This window comes from Acinetobacter sp. UBA5984, from assembly GCF_002429925.1.
In the GTDB taxonomy this organism is placed as follows: domain Bacteria; phylum Pseudomonadota; class Gammaproteobacteria; order Pseudomonadales; family Moraxellaceae; genus Acinetobacter; species Acinetobacter variabilis.
Window position 1 is genome coordinate 1 of record NZ_DJBE01000044.1, and the last position, 21,372, is coordinate 21,372.

17 protein-coding genes are annotated in these 21,372 nt (G+C 45.0%); 10 read left to right on the plus strand and 7 right to left on the minus strand.

Translation table 11 applies throughout. The annotated features are described in order from the left end of the window. Nucleotides 1–2: 2 nt before the first annotated feature. The 3 genes from B3J29_RS06580 (at nt 3) to B3J29_RS06590 (ending at nt 4,697) form a co-directional block, all read left to right on the plus strand. A complete protein-coding gene (locus B3J29_RS06580) occupies nt 3–1,217 on the plus strand; it encodes an MFS transporter (RefSeq protein WP_175966343.1) in 1,215 nt (404 codons plus the stop codon). A 143-nt stretch (nt 1,218–1,360) separates the two neighbouring features. Continuing rightward, complete coding sequence (locus tag B3J29_RS06585; protein WP_175968145.1) at nt 1,361–3,751, plus strand: YgiQ family radical SAM protein; 2,391 nt, start codon at nt 1,361–1,363, stop codon at nt 3,749–3,751. A gap of 397 nt (nt 3,752–4,148) precedes the next feature. Then, nucleotides 4,149–4,697, plus strand: coding sequence for a DUF2726 domain-containing protein (locus B3J29_RS06590; protein WP_175966341.1), 549 nt, complete (start codon nt 4,149–4,151; stop codon nt 4,695–4,697). Nucleotides 4,698–4,777: 80 nt separating this feature from the next. Here B3J29_RS06590 and B3J29_RS06595 read toward each other — a convergent pair whose 3' ends face one another. The 5 genes from B3J29_RS06595 to mdtD form a co-directional block, all read right to left on the minus strand. Further along, nucleotides 4,778–5,134: a RidA family protein gene (locus tag B3J29_RS06595; protein ID WP_005233436.1), complete on the minus strand. Its 357-nt coding sequence runs from the start codon at nt 5,132–5,134 to the stop codon at nt 4,778–4,780. A 4-nt stretch (nt 5,135–5,138) separates the two neighbouring features. Continuing rightward, nucleotides 5,139–6,434: a shikimate transporter gene (gene shiA / locus B3J29_RS06600; RefSeq protein WP_175966339.1), complete on the minus strand. Its 1,296-nt coding sequence runs from the start codon at nt 6,432–6,434 to the stop codon at nt 5,139–5,141. Between the two features lie 222 nt (nt 6,435–6,656). Further along, on the minus strand, nt 6,657–7,712 hold the full coding sequence (dinB, locus tag B3J29_RS06605) for a DNA polymerase IV (RefSeq protein WP_175966338.1): 1,056 nt from the start codon (nt 7,710–7,712) through the stop codon (nt 6,657–6,659). A 143-nt stretch (nt 7,713–7,855) separates the two neighbouring features. Further along, nucleotides 7,856–8,641 carry a GH25 family lysozyme gene (locus tag B3J29_RS06610; RefSeq protein WP_175966336.1) on the minus strand — a complete coding sequence of 262 codons (786 nt, stop codon included), beginning with the start codon at nt 8,639–8,641 and terminating at the stop codon, nt 7,856–7,858. Between the two features lie 51 nt (nt 8,642–8,692). Further along, on the minus strand, nt 8,693–10,084 hold the full coding sequence (gene mdtD / locus B3J29_RS06615; protein ID WP_175966334.1) for a multidrug transporter subunit MdtD: 1,392 nt from the start codon (nt 10,082–10,084) through the stop codon (nt 8,693–8,695). A 351-nt stretch (nt 10,085–10,435) separates the two neighbouring features. Here mdtD and B3J29_RS06620 point away from each other — a divergent pair, with 351 nt between their 5' ends. After that, nucleotides 10,436–11,401, plus strand: a complete 966-nt coding sequence (locus tag B3J29_RS06620) for a hypothetical protein (RefSeq protein ID WP_125279419.1) — start codon at nt 10,436–10,438, stop codon at nt 11,399–11,401. 90 nt (nt 11,402–11,491) lie between these two features. On the opposite strand, the gene B3J29_RS06625 is transcribed toward B3J29_RS06620, so the two are convergent. Next, nucleotides 11,492–12,112, minus strand: a complete 621-nt coding sequence (locus B3J29_RS06625) for a TIGR00730 family Rossman fold protein (RefSeq protein WP_125279420.1) — start codon at nt 12,110–12,112, stop codon at nt 11,492–11,494. Nucleotides 12,113–12,435: 323 nt separating this feature from the next. Between B3J29_RS06625 and B3J29_RS06630 the strand changes: the two genes are divergently transcribed. The 6 genes from B3J29_RS06630 (at nt 12,436) to B3J29_RS06655 (ending at nt 20,922) form a co-directional block, all read left to right on the plus strand. Continuing rightward, nucleotides 12,436–14,016, plus strand: a complete 1,581-nt coding sequence (locus tag B3J29_RS06630; RefSeq protein WP_104426943.1) for a TerC family protein — start codon at nt 12,436–12,438, stop codon at nt 14,014–14,016. 74 nt (nt 14,017–14,090) lie between these two features. Then, nucleotides 14,091–14,555 carry a YchJ family protein gene (locus B3J29_RS06635; RefSeq protein WP_125279421.1) on the plus strand — a complete coding sequence of 155 codons (465 nt, stop codon included), beginning with the start codon at nt 14,091–14,093 and terminating at the stop codon, nt 14,553–14,555. Between the two features lie 61 nt (nt 14,556–14,616). After that, on the plus strand, nt 14,617–15,261 hold the full coding sequence (locus B3J29_RS06640; protein ID WP_104426945.1) for a trimeric intracellular cation channel family protein: 645 nt from the start codon (nt 14,617–14,619) through the stop codon (nt 15,259–15,261). A gap of 131 nt (nt 15,262–15,392) precedes the next feature. Beyond that, nucleotides 15,393–16,712 carry an MFS transporter gene (locus tag B3J29_RS06645; protein ID WP_005233444.1) on the plus strand — a complete coding sequence of 440 codons (1,320 nt, stop codon included), beginning with the start codon at nt 15,393–15,395 and terminating at the stop codon, nt 16,710–16,712. Nucleotides 16,713–16,875: 163 nt separating this feature from the next. Then, nucleotides 16,876–19,095, plus strand: coding sequence for a DNA topoisomerase IV subunit A (gene parC / locus B3J29_RS06650; protein WP_175966333.1), 2,220 nt, complete (start codon nt 16,876–16,878; stop codon nt 19,093–19,095). 150 nt (nt 19,096–19,245) lie between these two features. Further along, nucleotides 19,246–20,922, plus strand: coding sequence for an AMP-binding protein (locus B3J29_RS06655; protein ID WP_125279423.1), 1,677 nt, complete (start codon nt 19,246–19,248; stop codon nt 20,920–20,922). 37 nt (nt 20,923–20,959) lie between these two features. Here the strand turns inward: B3J29_RS06655 and B3J29_RS06660 are convergent, their stop codons facing one another. After that, nucleotides 20,960–21,346, minus strand: coding sequence for a hypothetical protein (locus tag B3J29_RS06660; protein WP_004787363.1), 387 nt, complete (start codon nt 21,344–21,346; stop codon nt 20,960–20,962). Nucleotides 21,347–21,372: the final 26 nt, after the last annotated feature.

A 21,372-nucleotide genomic window follows, 5' to 3' on the forward strand; every position in this document is an offset into this window, starting at 1 on the left:
ATATGTCCTCAAATTCATCTTCAAGCCATATCGAATATGGTTCATCTGCTTTTAAAGCTATTTTATTCTCCTTATTTCTGGCGGGTTTTGCGATTTTCTCATCGCTGTATTGTGTCCAGCCCATGATGCCGATTCTGGCGGATTATTTTCATATCTCTCCAACACAAAGTAGTTTTCCACTTTCCTTCTCTACCATTGCCTTAGCTATTGGCCTGATTTTTACAGGACTTATTTCAGACCGTTTTGGCCGTAAACCAATTATGGTTTGGTCTTTATTCTCTGTTTCAGTCTTACTGTTACTCAGTGCTTTACTGCCGATCTGGTCGATATTTCTGGCAACACGAGTGCTAATAGGTCTCACAGTCAGTGGCGTAGCGGCAGTGGCAATGACCTATATCGGAGAGGAAGTGGCGGAGCAGGATGTGGGCTTTGCCATGGGACTGTATATTTCCGGGACTGCGATTGGTGGTATGAGTGGTCGGTTGATTGCTGGAACATTGGTGGATTTTATTTCCTGGCAATCCGCGACTTTGATTATTGGATTGCTGAATCTATGTATCGCGGCAACTTTCTACTTTCTACTACCGAAGTCCAGACATTTCAAAGCTTATCCAATACAATTCAGCCGTTTTATCAGAGCATTTCAGCAGAATCTGAGTGATCCCAAATTAAGAATTCTGTTTCTACAGGGCTTTATCTTGATGGGGGGCTTTGTCTCGGTATTTAACTATCTGAGTTATCGTTTGATTCAAGTGCCATTTGAACTGTCTCATGTCTGGATAGGGTTGATTTCGATTACTTATCTGGCCGGAATTTATAGCTCTCCACGAGCCGCAGCTTGGAGCAGAAAGTTTGGACGTTATAAGGTGCTTGCCGCCATGCTTTGTACCATGCTGTTCGGCTTAGCCTTAATGTTGATTGATAACTTGGCTTTGGTTTTTATTGGTTTGCTGATTTTTACCTTTTCTTTTTTTGCGGCTCATTCAACTGCCAGTAGCTGGGTATCGGTGCAATCCTTACAGTATCGTGCGGTAGGTTCGTCCCTTTATTTGTTCTGTTACTACCTCGGTTCAAGCTTACTTGGAAGTTCAAGTGGACTAGTCTGGGAAAATGCCGGATGGTTAGGACTAAGTGTATTTATCGCTATTATTTTAGGATTAGGCTTGCTGATGGCACAGCGTTTAAAACCTATAAATGATTCTTCAAAATCAGGATAAGTATATATTCCTAATAAAGGTCTTAAAGCTGTTTTCGTATAAATTATAATCAAGCAACCTAAGCTGAATTCATGCTAAAATACTCGGCTTTCATCTTTGATCTATTTTCTGATCTTCCATCTGCCAGCCGAGAATTGCTAGCCATGTCTACTGCTTATACCGCTCAGACTGCGCCTAAAGCGTTGTTTGATTACGACAAATATTGGGCGTCATGTTTTGAACCCGCGCCTTTTTTGCCGATGTCACGCGAGGAAATGGACCAACTCGGTTGGGACAGCTGTGACTTTATTTTTGTCTGCGGTGATGCCTATATTGACCATCCGTCATTTGTGACCGGGATCATTGGACGTGTGCTCGAAGCACAAGGTTTCCGCGTCGGGATTATTGCCCAGCCAGACTGGACCAATGTAGAAGCCTTCCGTGTACTCGGTAAGCCGAATATTTCCTGGGGTGTTTCTGCCGGTAATATGGACTCGATGATTAACCGTTATACGGCAGATCGTAAGATTCGTTCAGATGATGCTTACTCACCAGATAACCAGCCGAATAAACGTCCAGACCGTGCCGCAACCGTCTATTGCCAACGTTGTCGTGAAGCTTTCCCGGATGTGCCGGTATTGCTTGGTGGGATTGAAGGTTCATTGCGTCGTATCGCGCATTATGACTATTGGTCAGATAAAGTTCGTCGTTCGATTCTGATGGATTCTAAAGCAGATCTGTTGATGTACGGTAATGGCGAACGCTCGATCATTGAAATCATGCATCGCCTGGCTAAAGGTGAAAAGATTCATCAGATTACCGATGTCCGTGGTACTGCATTCATTATTAATAAACATAACCGAGCTGCGAAAGCCCAGTTTGTCGAAATTGCATCCAATGATGTCGATACTATTGGCCGTGTTGATCCGATCATCAATCCATATGTGATGAGCGAAGATATTGACGGCTGTGAAATCGAAAAAGATAAAGGCAATAGCTTAAGCCAATACCAGAATTTCCAGAAAGAAATCGTAGCGAATCCAATCGTGCGTGAAGGGGATAACCTGGACCCAGATACGCAAATCGTGCAGCTACAACCGGCATCTAAAGCGATTAAACATAAATTACCACCACGTGAATTAGCAGTGATTCGTTTGCCTTCTTTTGAAGAAGTGGCAAATGATCCTGTGCTGTATGCGCATGCCAACCGTATTCTGCATCTGGAAACTAACCCAGGGAACGCGCGTGCTTTGGTACAAAAACATGGTGAACGTGATGTCTGGATCAACCCGCCACCGATTCCACTGACAACTGAAGAGATGGACTATGTGTTTGACCTGCCTTATGCACGTCTGCCACATCCATCTTATGGTAATGCACGTTTCCCGGCCTTTGACATGATCAAGTTCTCGGTGAACATCATGCGTGGCTGTTTTGGTGGTTGTACTTTCTGTTCGATCACCGAGCATGAAGGCCGTATCATTCAGAACCGTTCTGAAGAATCAATCCTGCGTGAAGTTGAAAAAATTCGTGATACGGCTCCAGGTTTCACCGGCATTATTTCAGATTTGGGTGGCCCAACAGCCAACATGTACCGTTTAGCCTGTAAAGATCCTGAGATTGAGAAGAACTGTCGTAAGCCGTCTTGTGTATTCCCGGGCGTGTGTCAAAACCTGCATACTGACCATGCACCATTAACTCAGTTGTATCGTAAAGCACGTGCTTTACCGGGTATTAAAAAGATTCTGATCGGCTCAGGTCTGCGTTATGACCTAGCTGTACTGAACCCGGAATATGTTAGAGAGCTGGTCACCCATCACGTCGGCGGTTATCTGAAGATTGCGCCAGAGCATACAGAGAAAGGTCCATTATCGAAGATGATGAAACCGGGGATCGGAACGTATGACCGCTTCAAGCAGATGTTTGACCGTTTCAGTAAAGAAGCGGGCAAGGAACAGTATCTGATTCCTTACTTCATCGCGGCGCATCCGGGTACCACTGATTACGACATGATGAATCTGGCAATCTGGTTGAAAAAGAATGGTTTCCGTGCCGATCAGGTACAAACCTTCTATCCGTCACCGATGGCGACTGCAACCACCATGTACTACACCGGTAAAAACCCGCTGGCGAAAGTCGCGCGTTATACTGAAGATGTGGACATCGTGAAAGGTGAAAAGCGTCGTCGCCTGCATAAAGCTTTCTTGCGTTACCATGATCCAAACAACTGGCCTTTATTGCGTGAAGCCTTGAAGGAAATGGGGCGTCAGGACTTGATTGGTAACTCGAAGCAGCATCTGATTCCAACCTATCAACCTGCAGGTACAGATGGGCAATACCAGTCTGCACGTAAGAAGAACTCGACGGTTGCAGGCGATTCACAGAAACGTACCGGCAACCCAGGCAATGGAGGACAAACTCAGAATAATCGCCCGAAAAAAGGCCAGATTCTGACCCAGCATACCGGTCTGCCACCGCGTGAAACCGGTGATGCGAAAAAACCATTCGGCGGCCCTAAACCGAAAGGAAAATCAAAGCCAAAATCACGTGCTTGATTAAGCTGATAAAAAAGACACTTCGGTGTCTTTTTTATGTTCAGACTTTATTGATGCAGCTTTCGGGTTCTCAATTAAAATGTAAAATATTTTATTTTTAGTCGATTTAAATTTTTGAAAAATGATATAAAAATAACACTTTGTCGGAATTGTCTTACAGTTCAACCGATTTATATTGCGATCTATCAGGAGACTATTTTACAGTCGCGTATAAGGATTTAACCCTAATTTCTATTGAAATAGCAAAAAGCGGTTTTTAAGTAACCGGCAATCAAGTTTTGCTACGAATTGTATTGGTCTCTACACAGAATGGTAGCAGGGCAATTTTAAAAATAGTATGGGTTTATACTGGATAACAATAAAACAAGAATGATTATAAGAATGCAAGGATTGAGTCATGACCACCTATATGATTATAGGGAGTTTCTTGGTGTTCTGTGTCGTGCTCATGGCATGGAAGCAGCTAAGGAATAGCCCAAAACCACAAGACAGTGCCTTAAAACAGCGCGCTATTTTTAATCCAAATGAACAACTGACGTTTACACGCCTTAAAGAAGTGTTGCCAGATTACATTGTACTGGCACATGTTTCTTATGATGCACTACTTACCACCAAATTTGGTCGTACCCGGCACAAGTATCGTGATCTGATTGCAGATTTTGTGATTCTGGATCAGCAATACCAGATTGTTGCCATTGTAGCTGTCGATGATCCGGTGATTTTAAAACGTCCACAGCAGGCACAATTTCAGGATGCCTTGTTGACTATGGCCGGTTATCGGGTCATTCGCTATGAAGATGTACCGGAATATTATCAGTTACGAGGAGATTTCCTGCGTGAGCAGGAGCATTCCAGTAAAGACCAGAAATTTACTGCTGTGAATGATCTCAAAAAATATCATCTCTATTCAGATCTGGAACGACGTAAAGTCAAAGCATTAAGCTGATAGAACCTAAATGAAAAAAGTATGCCAAGTGCATACTTTTTTCTATTTTAGATGAGTAGCAATTAGGCCTGAATAGAAGTCTATTCAGGTTTGACGGCTACGACAGTCAGTTCCACTAACACGCGTGGATCATACAGTTTAGCTTCGACACAGGTGCGGGGCAGGGCTTGAATATCCGATACCCAGGCATCCCAGACTTCATTAAACGCTGCATAATCTTTTTCAATATCTTTGAGATAAATCGTCACAGACATGATCTGGCTTTTATCGGTACCGGCATCCGCCAGGAACTGATCGATAATATCCAGTGTCTGCTGGGTTTGACCTTTGATATCCAGATCCAGATCTGTCGCCAGCTGGCCGGCAAGATGAACCAGATTGCCGGCAATGGCGATCTCAGAAAAGCGTTGTGAAACATGCAAACGTTGAACAGACATCAGCTTAATCCTTGGTTTTTGGCATCAAGGCTGCGACTAATGCAGTCAATAGGCAGCCTATCGCAAGATAGATAGCTACATAATGCCATGAACCATCACCCCAAATCACTAAGGAGGCTGCAATCATCGGAGTAAAACCACCACCAATAATACTGGCAACCTGATAACCGACTCCGGCACCGCTATAGCGATATTCTGTACCAAATAGCGAGGTAAAAATCGGTTGATGCACGCTGACCACCATGTCATGTGCAACATTGGCCAGTAGAATGGCACCGACAATAATCATCCAGGTATTTTGTGCATCCAGTGCCATAAAGAAAGGGAAAGCAGACACTGCACCGATCAAGCCACCCCAGACACACATAGTTTTATGCTGAATTTTATCGGATAGCCAAGCAAAGAAAGGAATACTGAAACAGCTAATCGCACCAACCATCAGGGTGATATTCAGGAAGAACTGTTTGTCCATGCCCAGGTTGTTGGTGGAATAGTTCAGGGCAAAGTTGGTGACCAGATACATGGTCAGCAGTTCGGTCAAACGTAAGGCAATAATATAGAAAAAGGCTTTCGGATGTTTGCTGATGGCCTGCAAAATCGGCAGTTTTTCTGGATGATGATCTGCCTTAATCACTTTCTCTACGAATTCTTGGGATTCATCCTGATCACGGCGAATCCACATCGCAATTCCGATCAGTACGATACTGGCAATAAATGGAATCCGCCAAGCCCATTCAGCAAAAGCCTCTTCACCCAGTGTAGCAATAATAAGGGATACTGCGCCCGTTGCCAGTACCAGACCTACGCCATAGCCGACCTGAACGCCACTGCTATAAAAGGCTTTTTTCCCTTTAGGGGCATTTTCCACCGCCATCAGGGCAGCACCACCCCATTCACCGCCGACTGCAAAGCCTTGAATGGCACGCAGTGTCACCAGTAAAACCGGTGCCCACCAGCCAATAGCTTCGAAATTAGGTAAAAAACCAATCCCGACGGTGGAAATCCCCATCAGGACCACAGTCAGAACCAGCATTTTCTTGCGGCCGAGCTTGTCGCCGAAATGACCAAATACCACACCACCTAGAGGGCGAAACAGAAAGCCAACACCAAAGGTCGCTAGCGCCGCTAAGGTGCCCATATTGGCACCAATGCTGGGGAAAAACTGGTCTTTAAAAATTAAGGCCGCAACAATGCCGTAAAGGAGAAAATCATACCAGTCGACAACGGCACCAACAAAACTGGATAACGCCGCTTTACGCGCGCGCCGTTCTTGAATAACAGAAGAATTTACAGAGGACATGCAGGGAGGGATTCCATGAGATACATCAGAGTTGCCCTGTAATATTCGGATTTGATCGTCACGCCAATCACAGGACAGTATGCTGAAAGTAAAGGTGATTTCCAGCATCTCAGCACATACATGGATAATGCATTGCGCAGATAGAGTACTCCAAAAATTCAAAATGTAAAAACAAAGTTGCCGTATTTTTAAACTAACGTCTAATACTTGTACAAAATAGGCCTAAAGCAGCAGCAATTGTGTTTCTGTTTCACGTGCAGCGAGCTGATAAACGCCAAGCCCAATCAGCCGAAATTGCAGTTGAGGAGTAATATGCATCTCTTGAAGCAGTAAGTGTAAAGCCTGCTCCAGTTCTTGCGGGCTACGCAGCAACTGGCTGAAGCTTTTACTATGCTGCATGGTCTGAAAATTTTTCATTCTCAGTTTCACAGTAACCCCGCGGGCAGAGAGCTGCTTTTTTTCCAGACTCTGCCAGAGCTGGGCAATTAATGGCTGCCAGTAAGGTTGGCATTGCGGTAAATATAAATTATCATCGAAAGTCGTTTCCTTGGAAATCTGCTGGCGTTCCCGTTCAGCTTCAACTGGCCGATCATCAATACCTTGAGCATAAAGAAAAAGACGCCGTCCATATTTGCCAAAATGTTGAATCAGGATTGCTTCTTCAATCTGCTGTAAATCTCCCAAGGTTTCCAGATTCAAACTTTTTAGTTTTTCTTGAGTGACTTTGCCTACACCGGGAATTTTCTTGAGTGGAAGATCTTGAATAAAACTCTGTACTTGTGAAGGTTTGATAACACAGATTCCATTCGGCTTATGCCAGTCGGAGGCAATCTTTGCGAGAAATTTATTCGGCGCCACGCCGGCAGAAGCGGTTAGTCCGGTAACTTGAAAAATATCTTCACGAATGCGCATTGCCACTTCAGTGGCACTTGGAATCAGCTGTAAATTTTCGGTGACATCCAGATAAGCTTCATCCAGAGACAACGGTTCGATGACCTTAGTATAAATTTGAAAAATTTGGTGAATCTGCGCAGAGACCTGACGGTATTTGGCAAAATCCGGTTCAATCACGATGACCTGAGGACAGAGCTTACGTGCTTGAGTCATCGGCATGGCAGAACGCAGTCCGAACTCGCGGGCCGGATAGGAGGCAGCCGCCACTACTGCCCGGGGATGATGTGAGGCAATCACCACAGGCAGAGCGTTCAGCTCCGGACGTTCACGCAGCTCGACTGAGGCGTAGAAAGCATCCATATCGATATGAATAATTTTGCGCATATCCAGTATCTTAAGTGGCTTTAGTTGGATTGGGAAGAGACCAGATTGATAAGTAAACAAGCTAAAGCATTATTCAATATGAAGCATATCCTGCCTAAAGGATTCAATATCCATTTCATGGTTGAATCAGGGAGAAATAGGGTTTATTTCTTGGCCGGAGGCTTGGACTGATCTTGGGTGGGAATACTGTTCTGCTGTAAAAATTTGTTCCAGTCCTGCTCCGAGCCATAAAACACATTCAGATCCACAGTACGGGCAATGCCGGGAATTTCACCCTGACTACTATGCTGCCAGAAGGTCCATTTAGGCTGGCCCTTTAAATCTGGCAAACCCTGGTACTCACGTACCCAGAGCGGTACGTCAGCAAACTCTCCCGCCAGCACAATGTTATAAAAAGATTTCGACACATAGAAAATCGGCTGCTTGCCATAATGGTGTTTTAAGGCATCATGCATGACCCGAATTTCCTTGAGCAGCTGCTCTTTGGAATAGTGATTGATGCATTTGCTGTCATATTCCAGATCCATGACAGGAGGCAGGGCATCCGTTTTACGCGGGACAGACTCTATAAAATTCTGAGCCTGAATACTGCCATCGCGGCAAAGCCGATAAAAATGATAAGCACCGACCAGAAAGCCCTGTTCGCGGGCCTGCAGCCAGTATTCCTGAAACTTGGTATCTTTAAAATCACCGCCTTCTGTAGATTTTAAATAGACAAATTTATATTTCTGTTTCGGGATTTTCTTCCAGTCTATCTCTTTCTGATGATGAGAAACATCGAAACCATGAATCGGATAATCTGCTGCATGCGCTGATGGCTGTTTGAAAACCAGTAGATAAAGTACAGTCGTCACCACAAGCGTAATCAGCAGCCCGACTGCAATCACTGAGTATTTTTTCCAGTTGCTAGAGGTGGGAGCTGCTTTCATTGTGAGTGGTGGCCTGATTTACGGATATTCATATCGAGTATATATTCTGCCCTAGACTGGCGTGTTTTTGGGGATATGCCAGAAAATATAGGCAGCAATAATGTTAATACAGCCCAGACAGAGCAGCGAAACGTGGAAGGCATTATCCAGCTGCTCAGGGCCGAAGTAGGCACTAAACATATTGACTAGCGTACCTGCCAGTGCCACCCCGATACTCATCGACAGCATCATGATCATCGACAGGAAACTGTTGCCGCTGCTGGCATCCTGCTGGCTTAAATCTTTTAAAGTCAGCGTATTCATTGAGACAAATTGCAGCGAATTCAGAATCCCGAACACAAAGAAATGCATCGCACGTAACCAGATTGGAGTCTCCGCCGTAGTCAAGGCAAAACTGGCGATACACAGACCGACCAGCAAGGTATTGATCAATAAGACTCTGCGATAACCAAAACGCTGAATGATTTTGCGGATAATCGGTTTAGATGCTAAAGAACCGAGTACGGTTGGAATCATCAGTAAACCGGTAATAAAAGGTTCAAAACCAAAAGCGACCTGCAACATTAAAGGCAATAAAAACGGAATCGAGTTACCGCCGAGCCGGGCAAAGAAATTACCTAGAATGCCAATCGAATAAATCTTATTTTTAAATAATTTACTGCGAAAAAGTGCATTTAGATGAGTATGCGAATGATAGGCATAGATGAGTGAGGCAATCAGACCACTTCCGACCAGACTTAAGCTCCACCAGAGGGGATATTGTGGATTGGCAAAGTTTTCAATTCCCAGACACAAACCAATCATCGCGATGACCAGCAGAATAAAACCGCCAAAATCAAAACGTTGTACCGTCGGTTCAGTGATATTCGGCATAGCTTTAAAGGTAATCAATGCACCCAGCAGACCAATTGGCAGATTGATCAGGAAAATCCAGTGCCAGGATAGATACTCCACCATCCAGCCACCTAAGGTCGGACCGATCAGAGGACCCATCAATCCAGCCAGACTCATCAGGCTCATGGCGGACAAAAACTGGGTACGAGGAATGATTTTCAGCATGGCCAGTCGTCCGACTGGAAGCAGCAAAGCACCACCAATACCTTGAAATACCCGATAAACCAGCAGTTCATTCAGATTCCCAGACCAGGCACAGCCCAGTGAGGCCAGAGCAAAAATAATGATTGCTGCAAAATAGATATTTCGAACCCCAAAGCGATCTGCCAGCCAGCCACTCAAGGGAATGCAGGCTGCCACAGAAAGCACATAGGCCACCACCACACTATGCATCCGTAACGGATCTTCTTGCAGATTACTGGCAATCGCAGGTAAGGCCGTATTGATAATCGTGGTATCGAGGCCCTGCATGAAAAAGCCAATCGACACCAGCAAGACCAGCAGTCTGAATTCAGGTTGTAGGGATTGATGCGTAGGCGTGACATTCATGGATTTAAAAAATCATCTATTTTTAATAGTTTAAAGAAATCTATGCAGCAGTGTGACTGAAATAAAAACGATTGTGAATAGGAGTCGTGTAGACAAAATGCTAATGAATTCACAGCCTGATTTCAGTTATTGAAGAGAAAGGGTAAAAGATATATTTCTATACTGCGAACATCTCAAACTTATACGGATTCATAAATAGGTCATTTTTGGAAAACTTCAAGCTTCTTTGTAAGGAGCAGGCTACAAAAAATATGACAGAAATGTCATGAAAATGAAATAAAACCGTCATAATCTGGGGCAAACTTCCAGAGCTGCTGTACTGGGAACTGTCTAGTAAAAGGTTTTGTACTTATGACCATCGAGATTCTGATGGTAGTTGGCTTCTGTTTGGCCGCCTATTCCATCGTGGGGAATGATGTTCCGCAAACATTAGGAACATTTATTTCATCGAACTCACATCGCCCATGGTGGGTACTCTGGATTTACATCAGTACTATTCTGGTTGTGGTGTTAATTTATGGCTGGTTTGCCTCTGGAGTAGGGGATGCTTCTTATGGACGTCTGGAAACCATTCCTTTCCCTGAAGATGGGGTCACCTGGCTATATGTAGTACCGCCTCTTTTACTGATCATTTTGACCAAATATGGTATTCCGGTGAGTACTACTTTCTTGGTGCTCACTATCTTCTCTCCGAGCAGTCTGGGTTCCATGCTGACCAAGTCAATGATGGGTTACGCCGTCGCTTTCTTTGTGGCGATTATTATCTATCGTCTGGTCATGAAAAAACTCGCGGTCTATTTTAGTGAAACCCGCGATCAGCAACATTCTCCGATGTGGATGGCCTTGCAATGGTTATCTACGGCATTTCTGTGGAGCCAGTGGCTGATCCAGGATTTGGCCAATATCTTTGTTTATGTGCCGCGTCAGGTGCCGTTTGAGTTCCTGATCTTTGCCATTTCTGTATTTGTCATCCTGCTAGGCATGATTCTTTACCAGCGTGGTGGAGCTATCCAGAATATTGTCGATACCAAGACCGGAGTGACCGATGTCCGTTCTGCTACGATTATCGACTTCATTTATGCGCTGATTCTGCTGGTGTTCAAAGAGTGGAGTAACATCCCGATGAGTACCACTTGGGTATTCTTGGGGTTATTGGCTGGTCGTGAATTTGCCATTTCAATGCTGGTGACTGAAGTCAACAAGCACCGTACTTCACGTAATGTCAGCAAAGACGCGATGAAACTGATGTTTGGCCTAGCCATTAGTGTGTTTCTGGCGACGACTTTGCCTTGGTTCTATCACACGATTTCAGGTTAATGTCTTTGCATGTATAAATGAAAAAAGCGAGCATCAAGCTCGCTTTTTTCATGGCTTTAAATCATTGGTATCTAAAGCAGATGAAAAAAATTAAACCACAAAACGTTGCGGAGCATCCAGATTCAGCAAGGTGGTATAAATCTGATCTGCATGCTCACAGACAATCAGTTTAGCCCGATGCTGGGGCGGCAAGAATCCTTCCTGCACGGCAAGATCAAGCTGGGTAATCAGTGGATTATAAAAACCATTGACGTTATACAGCATCATCGGTTTTTGATGCTGATTTAGCTGACCCCAGGTCGCAATTTCCAGAATTTCTTCAAAAGTGCCCAAACCACCCGGCAAGGCGACAAAGGCACAGGCCCGGTCTGCCATCATGGCTTTACGCTGATGCATGCTGGTGACGATATGCAGTTCTGTGAGTTGAGGATGAGCAATCTCATAATCCAGCATAAATTCTGGAATCACGCCTACCGCTTCACCACCATGCTGAATCATGGTGTCTGCTACCTGACCCATCAGGCCAATACTGGCGCCGCCATAAACCAGACCAAAACCATGTTCGGCCAGACCTTGAGAAAGTTGAATCGCTTTTTCCAGATAAATCGGTTTGTTGCCGGCACGAGAGCCACAATATAAAGCCACTAGCGGGCGTGTTGTTTTTGGGGAGTTATCATTAAAATAATCGGTCATTTTCATTACACTTTGCATTTATTTTTTTCACCTTATCATTTTTTTATCTACTTACTATAACTTAGTTAACAAATATGACAATTCCATGAGCTGACCTCATTTTAGGACAAAATCTTTCATTCAAATTCATCCATAATCCCGGATGAAAACAGGTGAATTTCATGGTGTTCTTGATATACTGAAAGTCTGTCTTACTACAATAGAACTCATATGGGTAGTCGAAGTTGGCGCTTTAATTTAATAAAACGTCACATTATCAAGTCTTTAATTCAAGTCGGGTATCAACCTGTATCTCATCATGCAAATACTTGCCTTTCTCCTCGGTTAGAGGAGCAGATGCGATGATTTTTGAATGGATGTCAGATCCCTCTGCCTGGATTGGCTTACTCACACTGATTGTTCTTGAAATTGTACTCGGGATCGATAACCTGGTCTTTATTGCAATTCTGGCTGAAAAACTTCCACCCGAACAGCGTAATGCGGCGCGTATTACCGGTCTGGGCTTAGCCCTGTTAATGCGACTGGTGTTACTGGCATCGATTGCCTGGGTCGTAACGCTTACCGAACCGCTATTCCATATCTTTGAGCATCCATTTTCAGGACGCGACCTGATTTTATTATTCGGTGGTGTGTTCCTGCTGTTTAAGGGCACCATGGAGCTGCATGAGCGTCTGGAAGCCAAACCTGTAACCAAGGAAGAAAATCCGGTTCAGGCGGTGTTCTGGATGGTGATTGTGCAGATCGTGGTACTGGACGCTGTGTTCTCGCTCGACAGCGTGATTACTGCAGTTGGCATGGTTAAAGACCTGTCTGTGATGATGATCGCGGTGATTATCGCAGTCGGTATCATGTTGTGGGCCTCTAAAGCGCTGATGGATTTCGTCAACAAGCACCCGACAGTAGTGATTCTCTGTCTGGGCTTCCTGATGATGATTGGTTTCTCGCTGGTGGTTGAAGGCTTCGGTTTCCATATTCCAAAAGGCTATCTATATGCCGCGATTGGTTTCTCGGTAATTGTCGAGTTCATTAACCAGACCATGAAACGTAATCAGGAAAAAATGGTGACCACTACTGATATGCGTTACCGTACTGCGTCTGCCGTAATGCGTATGCTGGGCGGGAAACCGGCTCAGGACAATGATTCTTCTGAACCGGAAGATGTACTGGCGACTCGTGCCTTTGCTGATGAAGTCTTTGATGATGATGAAAGTGGGGTCTACCATAGCGTTATGGTGCAGGGCGTACTTGGCTTGTCAGAACGTCCAGTGAAGTCGGTGATGACACCACGTCCTGAATTGGAATGGATTGATCTGGAAGATGATCATGCCAGTATCAAAGAGCAGTTATTGCATATGAGCCATTCACGCCTGATTGTGGCGCGTGGCGAACTGGACAATATTGCTGGAGTCGTGCTGACCCATAAAGTTCTGAACGAATACATCGAAACAGGCATTTTAGACTTCGAAAAACATCTGCGTGAACCAGTGATTGTGCATGAAAATGCTCAGGTCTTGATGGTGATGGATCAGCTACGTCAGGCACCGCTACAAATGGCGCTGGTGTTGAATGAATATGGTTCGATCGAAGGTGTAGCGACACCGATTGATGTACTGGAAGCGATTGCCGGTGAATTCCCGGATGAAGATCAGCTAGAAGCAGCCGTAGAGAGCCTAGAAGATGGCAGCCTGATTCTGGATGGTTCAACCGATATTCGCCATGTGTCACTGCTTCTGGATCGTGATCTGGTCAATGAAACGGAAGAATATTCAACTTTGTCGGGTTATATCCTGTTCCATCTGGGACGCTTGCCGGAAAATGGCGAAAAGCTCGAAGCAGATGATTATATCTTTGAGGTGGTTACTATGGACGGCCACAAGATTGATAAGGTGCATATTATTGCCCCAGCGAACCGGAAAGATTAGTTCAACGCCCGAAGGGCGAAGCTAAAATTTTGCTAAAATAGCCTGCATTGTCGGGCTATTTTTATGGAATCAATATGTCAGAAGCATGTCCATGTGGACGAGGTGAATATGCAAGCTGTTGCCAGCCACTACATCAGGGCCAGCAATTGGCTCAAAGCGCCGAGCAATTAATGCGCTCGCGGTATAGTGCCTTTGCCAAGCATGAAATTGATTATATCCAGCAGACTACCGCCCGCAGACAGCAGCAGGCTTTGGACATGCCAGCCATTGCTGAATGGAGCCGTAGTAATCGATGGCTAAAGCTGGAAATCGTGCAGGCCAATGAAAAACTGGACAAGACTCATGCGCTGGTCGAGTTCAAAGCACATTATCACGATGGCAAGCAGGCTCAGATTCATCATGAAATTTCACATTTTGTGAAGTTCGAAAATCGCTGGTACTTTCTGGATCCGACGACAGATCAACAGCTTACAATGAAACAGCCGTGCATCTGTGGCTCCGGGAAAAAATTTAAGCAATGTTGTGCGCATTTTTTATAATTTTCACATAGATTTAGCTTAGAATAGCCGCCATCTCAAAGCCTCAGGTGGAAGCAGGGCGATGTTACTGACCGTCATCTATATTATTGCAATTACCGCTGAAGCCATGACCGGAGCCTTGTCTGCCGGTCGGCGTAGTATGGACTGGTTCGGGGTCACGATTATTGCCTGTGTCACGGCGCTCGGTGGTGGATCGGTACGTGATGTACTGCTTGGCCATTATCCCTTGACCTGGGTCAAACACCCGGAATATCTGGTGCTGACCTGTTGTGCCGCCTTTATCACCATCCTGATTGCCAAATGGATGCGTCATTTACGCAATATCTTCCTGGTACTGGATGCTTTAGGCCTCATCGGCTTTACCATCATTGGCTGTCAGATTGCACTGGAAATGGGGCATGGCTTTGTAGTCAGTGCGGTCGCTGGGGTTCTGACCGGAGTGTCGGGCGGTATTTTACGTGACATTTTATGTAATGATGTGCCCTTGGTCTTCCGTCGTGAACTGTATGCCAGTATTTCCTTTGTTGCAGTCATTTTCTATTGGCTCTGCAGCAATTTCGGTCTGTCACTCGAATTGACCATTATTTCCACCCTGATTTTTGGCTTTAGTTTGCGTTTGATTGCAATCTATTTCGGTCTGGAAATGCCGAAGTTTATCTATAAGGATGATGACGAACAGTCTGCTTCATCCAAAGACGAATCTTGATATGAATTATGGTAACTGTGGGAGGGAAAACTTCCCGCAGGTGTACGCATTCGTAGTATAAAAAAATAAAAAATCAAACCTCCTGTTGGGACAGCAGCATCTCCCGTTTCACCTGATCAGAGATTTTTGTTATGGATTTAGTTTCTCGGATACAGCGCTTGCCGATCGGTAAGTTCCACTACACTCTTTTATGGGTGATTGGTCTTGGCTGGATGTTTGATGCCATGGATACGGGATTGATTTCCTTTATTCTGGCGAAAATGGCTGAAGACTGGCAGATGACCGCTGACCAGAAAAGCTGGGTGGTCTCGATTGGTTTTATCGGTATGGCCATTGGGGCGATTTTCTCAGGTGGACTGGCGGATCGCTGGGGACGTAAAACGGTATTTGCCAGTACGCTGGTGGTGTATAGTCTGGCGACTGCTGCCTGTGCCTTTGCGCCTAATCTGACCTGGTTACTGGTATTCCGTTTTATTGTCGGTCTGGGATTAGGGGGGCAGTTGCCGGTTGCGGTGACGCTGGTCAGTGAATATATCCCGGCACGGGTACGTGGTCGTTTCATTGTGCTGCTGGAAAGTTTCTGGGGCTTGGGCTGGCTGGTGGCAGCACTGGTGTCACGTTTTGTGATTCCTGATTTTGGCTGGCAAGCTGCATTCATGATTGGCGGGATACCGGCACTGTATGCCATCGTAATCTGGAAACTGGTGCCTGAGTCGGTGCCGTATCTGATCAATCGTGGCCGGGTAGATGAAGCGCAAGCTCTGGTTAAAAAGATTGAGCGCAAATGCGGCGTCGAAGTTATGGAAATCTTTGAAGTTAAACCTGTGGCTGCCAAGCAGAATATCTCGTTTACCCAGCTCTGGAGTGGTATTTTTGCCCGCCGCACCTTGATGCTGTGGCTAATCTGGTTTGGGATCGTTTTCTCCTACTATGGTATTTTTACCTGGTTACCAAGCCTTCTGGTCAAGGAAGGCTATACCATCGTGCAGTCTTTTGAATACGTCCTAGTTATGATTCTGGCACAATTGCCGGGTTATATTGCGGCAGCATGGCTGGTCGAAAAACTCGGTCGTAAGGCAACTTTAGCTGGCTTTATCGGCATGTGCGCGATCTCAGCCTATTTCTTTGGTCAGTCCGGCAGTGTTACCGAGATCGTGATCTGGGGTTGTCTGATGTCCTTCTTTAATCTGGGGGCATGGGGCGTTCTTTATACCTATACACCAGAACAGTATCCAACCAATATCCGTGCTTTTGGTTCAGGCTGGGCCGGTGCAATTGGCCGTATTGGCGGGATTGCTGCACCTTTTGCCGTAACCCATTTGATGGGGATGCCAAACGGTTTCAGTTACGTCTTTACCATGTTTACTGCGGTGCTGATTGCAGTGGCTGTGGTCATTTTAGTCCTGGGTGAAGAGACTAAGGGCAAGACGCTAGAATCCATGGGTTTATAAGGTTGGTGATTTTTTAGTTGCTCAGCTGCTATAAAGTGGATATTTTTAGCCCATAAGACACGATTTGTCGCGCTGTGTAGTTTACTGCCCTTGTGCAGTACACAGCCGCGACTTAGCATAAGAAACATTGATACAAAAACGAATTTTAGGATTATAGGTTGTTATGACAAGCCTTGCGCATCATGCGACAGAAAACCGTTCCGTAGCCGAATTTACCGAACAAGCTTATTTAAATTATGCCATGTACGTGATTATGGATCGTGCATTGCCACATATCAGTGACGGTTTGAAACCGGTACAGCGCCGTATTGTTTATGCCATGAGTGAACTGGGTCTGAAATGGACCAGTAAACCGAAAAAATCGGCACGTACTGTCGGGGATGTACTGGGTAAATACCATCCACATGGTGACTCGGCCTGTTATGAAGCCATGGTCTTAATGGCGCAGCCATTCAGTTATCGCTATCCGTTTATTGAAGGACAGGGCAACTGGGGTTCACCGGATGATCCTAAATCTTTCGCGGCGATGCGTTATACCGAAGCCAAACTGTCGCAATATAGCGAACTGCTTTTATCCGAACTAGGACAGGGTACCTGTGACTGGCAGGATAACTTTGATGGTTCGATGAAAGAACCCATCAACTTGCCGGCACGTGTTCCCAATATCCTGCTAAATGGTACCACCGGGATTGCTGTGGGGATGGCGACCGATATTCCACCGCACAACTTGCGCGAAGTGGTGAAAGGTACTATCGCCCTGATCCGTAATCCGAACCTGACCGATGCCAAAATGGCAGAATACATTCCGGGACCGGATTTACCGACCAAAGCAGAAATCATCACACCACCATCAGAGCTGCTTAAAATTCAGACGACAGGTCGTGGCAGCTATCGCATGCGTGCGGTATATACCATTGATAAAAATGAAATCGTGATTACCGAATTGCCGTATCAGGTATCCGGTTCAAAAATCATCAGCCAGATTGCAGATCAAATGCAGGCGAAAAAACTGCCATTGGTCACTGATGTTCGTGATGAATCGGATCATGAGAATCCAACACGTTTAGTGGTGGTACTGCGTTCGAACCGTATTGATGCGGAAGCAGTAATGAGCCACCTGTTTGCGACCACTGATCTCGAATCCAGCTATCGCGTCAATATGAACATGATTGGCGCGGATGGCCGTCCACAAGTGAAATCGATTCGTCGTATTCTGCTGGAATGGATCGAAATCCGTAAGACTACTGTTACTCGCCGTCTGCAATATCATCTGAACAAGATCGAAAAACGCTTGCATATTCTCGGCGGTTTGATCATTGCCTACTTAAATATTGATGAAGTCATTCGGATTATTCGTGAGGAAGATCAGCCTAAACCGGTGTTGATGGAACGGTTCGGTATTGATGAGATTCAGGCCGAAGCCATTTTAGAACTCAAGCTGCGTCATCTGGCCAAACTCGAAGAAATGGAACTGCGCCGCGAACAGGAAGAGCTGGAAGCCAAAGCTGCGGTGATTCGTGAACAGTTGGCGAATCCTGAGTCTTTAAAAACCTTGATCATCAATGAATTAAAAGAAGATGCCAAGAAATTTGGGGATAATCGCCGTTCTCCAATCGTACAACGTGCCGAAGCCGCTGCAATTGATGAAACTGAAATGCTGCCAGCGGATCCTGTAACGGTCGTATTGTCTGAAGCGGGCTGGATTCGCTGTGCCAAAGGGCATGAGGTGGATGCTGAAAATCTGAATTTCCGTGTGGGCGATCAGTATCTCAGTCATGCCCAAGGTAAGTCTAATCAACGCGTCTATGTATTAGACGATAGTGGTCGTAGCTATGGTTTGCCAATCAATAGCCTGCCATCGGCACGAGGACTTGGTGAACCATTGAGTTCAAAACTGTCTCCGGCAAGTGGGGTAGGCTTCAAGCAGGTGTTGGTCGCTGAAGATGATGCGGAAATCCTGGCAATCAGCAGTAAAGGTTATGGATTTAAAACCCAGGCCAAGCAGCTGGATACCAATGCCAAAGCTGGCAAGGCTTTCCTGAACCTATCTGAAGGTGCACAGGTCATGAACCTGCAGCCGCTGGAAGACGCAACTCATGTTGCACTACTCAGTTCAGCTGGCCGTCTACTGGTTGTTGATCTGTCGGAATTACCTGTACTCAATAAAGGTAAAGGTAATAAATTGATACAACTTGAAGATAAAGATCAAATTTTATCCATGACAATATTGAAACTTGATGAAACAATTCAAGTGCTTGCAGGACAGCAACAATTAAAACTTAAAGGGCATGACTTGCAAAAATATATTGGGAAACGAGGCTCTAAAGGAACCCTGTTACCACGTGGATATCAAAAAGCAAATAAACTGTTGATTCAAAGATAATACTAGCATCCATGAATCGAAATACGTTATATATGAGTAACGATTCGACAAATGGATGCAATGTTGCACATATACAAGTCTAAAAAATGACGTGCAGCATTGAAAAAAACAGTTGAACTACTAAGGATTATGATTGGAGAGATTGGCATTATGGAAAAAATTTGGTTCGCTGAATACCAAAAAACAGGGATTCCAGAAACTGTAGAATTACCAGCAGAAAATACATCTCTGGTTGATATTTTTGAACGCAATTTCCAAAAATTTGGCTCACGTGATGCCTTTATCTTTATGGATAAGACTTTAACGTTCAATGAGTTGGAAGAAGCTAGTCGTAAATTCGCAGCATATTTACAAAGTTTGGGTCTGGCAAAAGGCACACGTGTTGCCGTAATGATGCCAAACGTTCTTCAATATCCGGTCGTAGCATTGGGGGTGTTCCGCGCTGGTTTAGTACTGGTGAATGTAAATCCACTGTATACATCACGTGAGCTTGAGCATCAGTTAAAAGATTCTGGCGCTGAAGTTCTGGTCATTATTGAGAATTTTGCAAGCGTTTATCAGTCAATTATTGGCAAAACACCTGTGAAGCACGTCGTGGTTGCTTCTGTGGGTGACATGCTGGGTGCTTTAAAAGGTACTTTGGTGAACTTTGTATTACGTTCAGTACGTAAGCAGATTCCGGCATGGGATATTCCAGGTCACATCAAGTTCAATGCAGCCCTGAATAAAGTTAACCCAAGCAACTATAAACGCCCTGAATTGACTTTAAGTGATACTGCTGTACTTCAGTACACAGGTGGTACTACAGGTGTTTCTAAAGGTGCTGAACTGACCCATCGTAACCTGGTTGCTAACCTGTTGCAGTGTGACGGTATCTTCCAGAGCAAATTCGGTGCGCAAGATGGCCAGCCAGATGACCGTATTTTCTGTGCTTTACCGCTTTATCACATCTTTGCTTTCATGGTCTGTGCACTTTACGGCATGTATAAAGGTCAGGCGAACGTTCTGATTCCTAACCCGCGTGATCTGCCTGCGGTGATGAAAGAATTACGTAAATACCAGCCAACATTCTTCCCTGCTGTGAACACGCTGTTTAATGCGCTTGTAAACAACGAAGAGTTCAAGCAACTGGATCATAGCCGTTTAAAAATGGCGATGGGCGGTGGTATGGCTGTTCTGCCTTCTACTGCAGAAGCTTGGAAGAAAATTACTGGCACTAACATCATTGAAGGTTATGGCCTGTCTGAAACTTCTCCAGTGGCAACTGCAAACCCACCAGCATCTGAAGAATTCAGCGGTACGATTGGTATTCCGTTGCCTTCAACTGAAGTTGGTATTCTTGATGATGACGGTAATGAAGTTGCACTCGGTGAGCAGGGTGAAATCTCAATCCGTGGTCCTCAAGTGATGAAAGGCTATTGGAACCGTCCGGATGAAACCGATAAAGTGATGGTAAATGGCTTCTTCCGTACCGGTGATATTGGTGTTATGGATTCACGTGGTTACATCAAAATCGTTGACCGTAAGAAAGACATGATTCTGGTCTCTGGCTTCAACGTTTATCCTTCTGAAATTGAAGAAGTCGTTGCGAAACATCCAAAGGTACTGGAAGTGGCTGCAATTGGTGTACCAGATGAAAAATCAGGTGAAGTGCCAAAATTGTTTGTTGTGAAGAAAGATCCTTCATTGACGACTGAAGAAGTTCTGGCATTTGCGAAAGAAAACCTGACCGGTTATAAACGCCCACGTTATGTGGAATTTATGGACGAGTTACCGAAATCTAACGTAGGCAAAATCCTGCGTAAAGACCTACGTAAGTCTGCATAAATCCTGCAATTAAAAAAAGCGCCTAAGGGCGCTTTTTTTAATTCTCTTTTTTCATTAGCCAGCGGTCGAAGTAAGGACGACCTACCCCGATCACACCCAAGAAAATAAACATGGTGCCAAACTGGCGGTTAAATCCTCTCAAATTAAAACTGCCATAACTGAGAATATTATCTATCAGGCAATAAATGATGATCGCGACTACCCAGTGCCAGATCGGCATACGCTTGATGCCTACCGCATAAAAAGCAATCCATAAGATGGCAAAGGTAAAGAGGGGAGACCAGATATTCATATTGGCACAAATGACGGCCATCAGAAATGCAACAATCGGTAATACGATTTTTAATACGCGATCCACTTGACGTTGATGCTGGCGCTGTTTCTCGAGGACATCGAACATTTCATTTTGATCAGGGCTGACCATAGTGAATCCTTAATCATTTATAAAAA

What these genes read in the sequence shown, in the direction of transcription:
- B3J29_RS06645 (WP_005233444.1), top strand. Translation starts at nt 15,393, where the DNA reads ATGGATTTAGTTTCTCGGATACAGCGCTTGCCGATCGGTAAGTTCCAC.
- B3J29_RS06630 (WP_104426943.1), top strand. Translation starts at nt 12,436, where the DNA reads ATGATTTTTGAATGGATGTCAGATCCCTCTGCCTGGATTGGCTTACTC.
- B3J29_RS06625 (WP_125279420.1), bottom strand. Translation starts at nt 12,112, where the DNA reads ATGCAAAGTGTAATGAAAATGACCGATTATTTTAATGATAACTCCCCA.
- B3J29_RS06620 (WP_125279419.1), top strand. Translation starts at nt 10,436, where the DNA reads ATGACCATCGAGATTCTGATGGTAGTTGGCTTCTGTTTGGCCGCCTAT.
- B3J29_RS06635 (WP_125279421.1), top strand. Translation starts at nt 14,091, where the DNA reads ATGTCAGAAGCATGTCCATGTGGACGAGGTGAATATGCAAGCTGTTGC.
- mdtD (WP_175966334.1), bottom strand. Translation starts at nt 10,084, where the DNA reads ATGAATGTCACGCCTACGCATCAATCCCTACAACCTGAATTCAGACTG.
- B3J29_RS06640 (WP_104426945.1), top strand. Translation starts at nt 14,617, where the DNA reads ATGTTACTGACCGTCATCTATATTATTGCAATTACCGCTGAAGCCATG.
- B3J29_RS06595 (WP_005233436.1), bottom strand. Translation starts at nt 5,134, where the DNA reads ATGTCTGTTCAACGTTTGCATGTTTCACAACGCTTTTCTGAGATCGCC.
- B3J29_RS06655 (WP_125279423.1), top strand. Translation starts at nt 19,246, where the DNA reads ATGGAAAAAATTTGGTTCGCTGAATACCAAAAAACAGGGATTCCAGAA.
- B3J29_RS06585 (WP_175968145.1), top strand. Translation starts at nt 1,361, where the DNA reads ATGTCTACTGCTTATACCGCTCAGACTGCGCCTAAAGCGTTGTTTGAT.
- shiA (WP_175966339.1), bottom strand. Translation starts at nt 6,434, where the DNA reads ATGTCCTCTGTAAATTCTTCTGTTATTCAAGAACGGCGCGCGCGTAAA.
- B3J29_RS06580 (WP_175966343.1), top strand. Translation starts at nt 3, where the DNA reads ATGTCCTCAAATTCATCTTCAAGCCATATCGAATATGGTTCATCTGCT.
- B3J29_RS06590 (WP_175966341.1), top strand. Translation starts at nt 4,149, where the DNA reads ATGACCACCTATATGATTATAGGGAGTTTCTTGGTGTTCTGTGTCGTG.
- dinB (WP_175966338.1), bottom strand. Translation starts at nt 7,712, where the DNA reads ATGCGCAAAATTATTCATATCGATATGGATGCTTTCTACGCCTCAGTC.
- B3J29_RS06610 (WP_175966336.1), bottom strand. Translation starts at nt 8,641, where the DNA reads ATGAAAGCAGCTCCCACCTCTAGCAACTGGAAAAAATACTCAGTGATT.
- parC (WP_175966333.1), top strand. Translation starts at nt 16,876, where the DNA reads ATGACAAGCCTTGCGCATCATGCGACAGAAAACCGTTCCGTAGCCGAA.
- B3J29_RS06660 (WP_004787363.1), bottom strand. Translation starts at nt 21,346, where the DNA reads ATGGTCAGCCCTGATCAAAATGAAATGTTCGATGTCCTCGAGAAACAG.